The 4,203-nt window shown below is 64.2% G+C and carries 2 protein-coding genes; both read left to right on the forward strand.

From position 1 onward, the window contains the following. Positions 1-2,550 (forward strand): LuxR C-terminal-related transcriptional regulator (locus IV113_RS25150; RefSeq protein WP_291091031.1); only part of this gene is annotated, 2,550 nt, incomplete at its 5' end. 182 nt (positions 2,551-2,732) lie between these two features. Further along, a complete protein-coding gene (locus IV113_RS25155; RefSeq protein ID WP_291091033.1) occupies positions 2,733-4,142 on the forward strand; it encodes an IS701 family transposase in 1,410 nt (469 codons plus the stop codon). The last annotated feature ends 61 nt before the right edge of the window (positions 4,143-4,203 follow it).

Raw genomic sequence — 4,203 nt, forward strand, 5'->3', positions numbered from 1 at the left:
TTGTCCATGCGTGATCGGATCGTGGCCATCGTTGCGCCGGCCGGTTATGGCAAGACGACATTGATGGGAGGTTGGTTTCGCGCTTGCAAAGACGCCGACCGCGTGTGGGTGGCGCTCGACGCTTCCTGGCGCGACAAGGTGTTCTTTATTCGCTCTTTGTTGAATGCAGTCGGAGGTCCGTCGGAGCCCGTCGCGATGGGTGCCATCGACGCGACGGCGGCGGTCGAGAGCGGCTTGCTGGCGTTGTTGCAGGCCCTTGGCCAACGTCGTCGTCCCATGGTGCTGTTCTTCGACGATGTGCATGTGTTGCGTGGCAGCGAGAGCGCTCACACCCTGAGCCGTCTGTTGGTGGCGGCACCCGACTACGTGAGGTTCGTCGTTTGCGGCCGCGAAGGGATGGATTTCGATCTGGCCGTGCTGACCGCGCGCGGGCTGGTACGCTGGGTGACACAGCGCGAGCTGAAGCTCGACGCGCAGGATGTGCAGGAACTGGTGCGGCGGCGCCGACTGTCGGCCGGTGACGAAGAGGTTGATCATATCGTCGGGATCACCGAGGGTTGGCCGGCATTGGTGCAGCTTGCCCTCGCCAGCGGCGAGGGCGTACAGGAGGCCGACGAGGGCAGTAGCAACTTGCTGATGGACAGCTTCATTTACGAGAGCTTCTTCAAGGGATTGGCGCCGGCCCGTCAGCAGGCGCTGTTCGTGATGGCCGCCGTTGGTGACTTCACGCTGCCGCTGCTGGTCGCGCTCGATGCGCCCGAGGGGGCTGAGGCGATCGCCGAAGGCGAGCAACTGGGCATCGTGCAGCGTCGGGGACGCATGGCTGGCGAGCCGTTCTACGCTTTGCATGCGCTGGTGGCGGAGCGCGCACTGACGCGACTGGCCGACATGGGGCTGAGCTCTGTGTCGGTGCGCTTACTGCGAACGCGTTGTGCACACTGGTGGCATGTCCGGGGCGAGGTTTACCGTGCGATCCGCACGGCCCTGGAGGGTGACGACGCGCGGCTCGCGTCCACCTATCTGACCAGCTACGCACATCAGTTGGTGCAAGGCGAGGGTCGGCACGAGACCTTCCTGGACCTGCTCGCGCAATTGGAATCGCGTAGCGTGGAGCCTGACTGCGCACTAATGTTGCAAGCGGTGTGGGCGCTGGTGTTTTTGCGTCGCTATGCTGAAGCGGCAGCGTGGCTGGCGCGCATTGAGCGGGCTTGCGGCAAGGGACAATCAGCCGGCGTCCGCTTGATCCTGCATACGACCGTTCTTCAGCGCGGCGTGATCGCCGGCCTGCGTGATGACGAGGCCGATGCAGAGGTCTTTGTGCGCCAGTGGCTGGCCGGGCCGCCCGATTCGGACCCGTTCCACTACGGCGCCGCACAAACGGTGCTGGCCTATGCGCACAAGTGCAATGGACGCTTCGCCGAGGCCACCCAATCCTTGCGCGAGGCGCAAGTGAAGTTCGAGGAGGCACCTTCGCCATATGGCCTTATGTGGGTCAGGGTGATCTCGGCAGCCTCGCTGCTCAAAGCCGGGCGGCATCGCGATGCCCTGGCGGACAGCGCCTCGGCGCTGTCCGGAGCGCCTGCTTTCACGCCTGGCGCCGCGGGCCTGGCGGCCATGCTGCGCGCGATCCGCGCGTTGCTGCTGTACGAACGCAACCAGTGCACCGAGGCGATGGTGGAAGTGGAAGCGGCGTTGCCACTGCTGCCGCACCAGGGCATCGTCGATGCGATGGTCGCGGGCTACGTGGCGGCGTCACGTCTGCAGGCGGCGCGTGGTGACCTATCCGGCGCGCTCGATGCGGCGGCGGAGGGCGAGCGCGTGGGACTGGCGCGTGGCTTCGTGCGCTTGCAGCTTACGATGGTGGCCGAGCGCGCACTGTTGCTGCTGCGCGCCGGCGACGTCGAGGCGGCGCGGCGAATGGCCTGTGACCATGGGCTGCTGCCGCAAGGACCGCAGACCAATTTGCACAGAGACAAGGCCGAGCGTCTCTGGGCCCGTCTCGATCTCGCGCAGGGTCGGCCCGATCTCGCTCTGCAATGGGCCAATTCGGGCATCGCCAGGGCGCGACGCAGCCACCAGCAGCACAAGCTGGCCGAGTTGCTGATGCTGCGCTCACTGGCGTTGGTGCGAACAGGAGATGCCGAGGGTGGGCACGACGCGGTAATGGAAAGCCTTCGCATCGCGGCATCGAACGGCTACGTGCGCCTGTACCTTGACGAAGGCCCGGAGTTGGAGAGCTTTTTGCACCGCGTGGCTGACAAGCCGCAGAGTCCCACGCCGGCGTTTTTATACGCGCGAACGCTGCTACTTGCTGCGGGCGCTGCATCTGCACGTCAGGATACGGCGCCCGCGGACCAGGAGCGACCCACCGAGCGCGAACTGCAGATCCTTCGCCTGCTGGCAGATGGCCTGTCCAATGGCGAAGTGGCGGGTCGGCTTGTGTTGACCGAGGGCACGGTGAAATGGCATCTTCACAACATCTACGCGAAGCTGGGCGTGAAAAATCGCACGGGTGCTTTGCGGGAAGCTCGCACTCGGGCTTGGCTGTGAGACTTGATTGCCTCAAGTAAATGGCCTGGATGACCGATATAGGCTAAGGATGGTGTTCAAAACCAGCGCGGTGAAGCCTGGTGATCCCATCAATCTCGCGACGGAGTTTTAACACCATCCCTTAATCTTACTGTGTCATAAATGACATAATTTGATCTTCTCGACTTCGTGCAGGAGGATCGATGAGTGCAGCCGAGAGATTTGATCTCTACCTTGAACACCTGAGCGAAGGCTTGGGTCACGCGGACCGGCACGCTGGCCTTCGCGGTTACTGCACGGGCCTGATGCTCCCCCTATCGCGCAAGAGCGTGGAGCCCATGGCCGCACGGGTCGATCCGATGCACGCGAGTGCCAGGCACCAGGCGCTACACCACTTCGTGGCCAAGGCGCAGTGGTCTGACACCCAGATGTTGCGCCGCGTGTGCCAGTGGGTGATGCCCAAGATGGACTTCAGCCAGGGCGGCTGGTGGATCATCGACGACACCGGTTTCCCGAAGAAGGGCCGCCATTCAGTCGGTGTCACGCGCCAGTACTGCGGGATGCTCGGCAAGCAAGACAACTGCCAGGTGGCTGTCAGCATCTCGCTTGCAAGCAATCAGGGCAGCCTGCCCGTGGCCTGGCAGCTGTATCTGCCCGAGGATTGGGCTGCAGATCGTGAACGGCGCGCCAAGGCCGGCGTTCCCGAAGAGGTGCACTTTGCCACGAAGACCCTGATCGCGCTGCAGCAGCTGCGCACGCTGCTGGATGAAGGCGCGCCGCGCCACTGCGTACTGGCCGATGCCGGCTATGGCGTGGACAACGCCTTTCGCCAGGCTCTCAGCGACATGGGCTTGCTCTATGCGGTGGGCGTCACTTCGGCCGTCGTGGTCTGGCCGCCTGGAATCCAGCCGCTGCCACCCAAGCGCTACAGCGGCATGGGCCGCCCTGCCGTGGTGCCTCGGCGCACGACCACTCTGCAGCCCATGAGTGTCAAAGCACTGGCGATGTCGTTGCCGCCAGAAGCATTCCAGACGATCACTTGGCGCGAGGGCACCAACACGCCGCTGCGCGAGCGCTTCGCGGCTGTTCGGGTGCGTCATGCTGGCGGCAATGTCGGCAAAGCACGCCTGCGCCCCGAGCAGTGGCTGCTCATCGAGTGGCCGGCAAGCGACGCCGAGCCGAGCAAATACTTCCTGTCGACCTTGCCGCAGGACACGCCGATCAACGAGTTGGTCAGCGTTGCCCATCAGCGCTGGCGCATCGAGCGCGACTACCAGGATCTGAAGCGGGACTTCGGCCTGGGCCACTACGAGGGTCGAGGTTGGCGGGGGTTCCACCACCATGCCGCCTTGAGCATCGCGGCCTACGGGTTCCTGATGGCAGAACGCCTCGTCGCCGACAAGCCTGCCGGCGGTAAAAAAAACTTCATCGAACGCAAGGTGCCTGCCCTTCCCGAGGACTACATCCCCCGCGGCAGTCCTGCGCGCGCAGCGCCACGTGGCAACGTCGATCACGACGCTGCGCCATCTGCTGAGCTACCAACTGATCGCTCGTCTCGGGCAGTGCCCCTGCTGCGGCAGGTCAAGCACAAGGCTTCTCTTGTGACACAGTAAGATTAAGGAAGGTCTGCAAAACTCCACGCCCCTTGAACTGGCAAGCGGCGTGAAGTGAGGA

Source organism: Hydrogenophaga sp., assembly GCF_018780385.1.
In the GTDB taxonomy this organism is placed as follows: Bacteria; Pseudomonadota; Gammaproteobacteria; order Burkholderiales; family Burkholderiaceae_C; genus Hydrogenophaga.

Excerpts from the sequence above, each read along its gene's own strand:
- IV113_RS25155 (WP_291091033.1), top strand. The coding sequence starts at position 2,733 with ATGAGTGCAGCCGAGAGATTTGATCTCTACCTTGAACACCTGAGCGAA.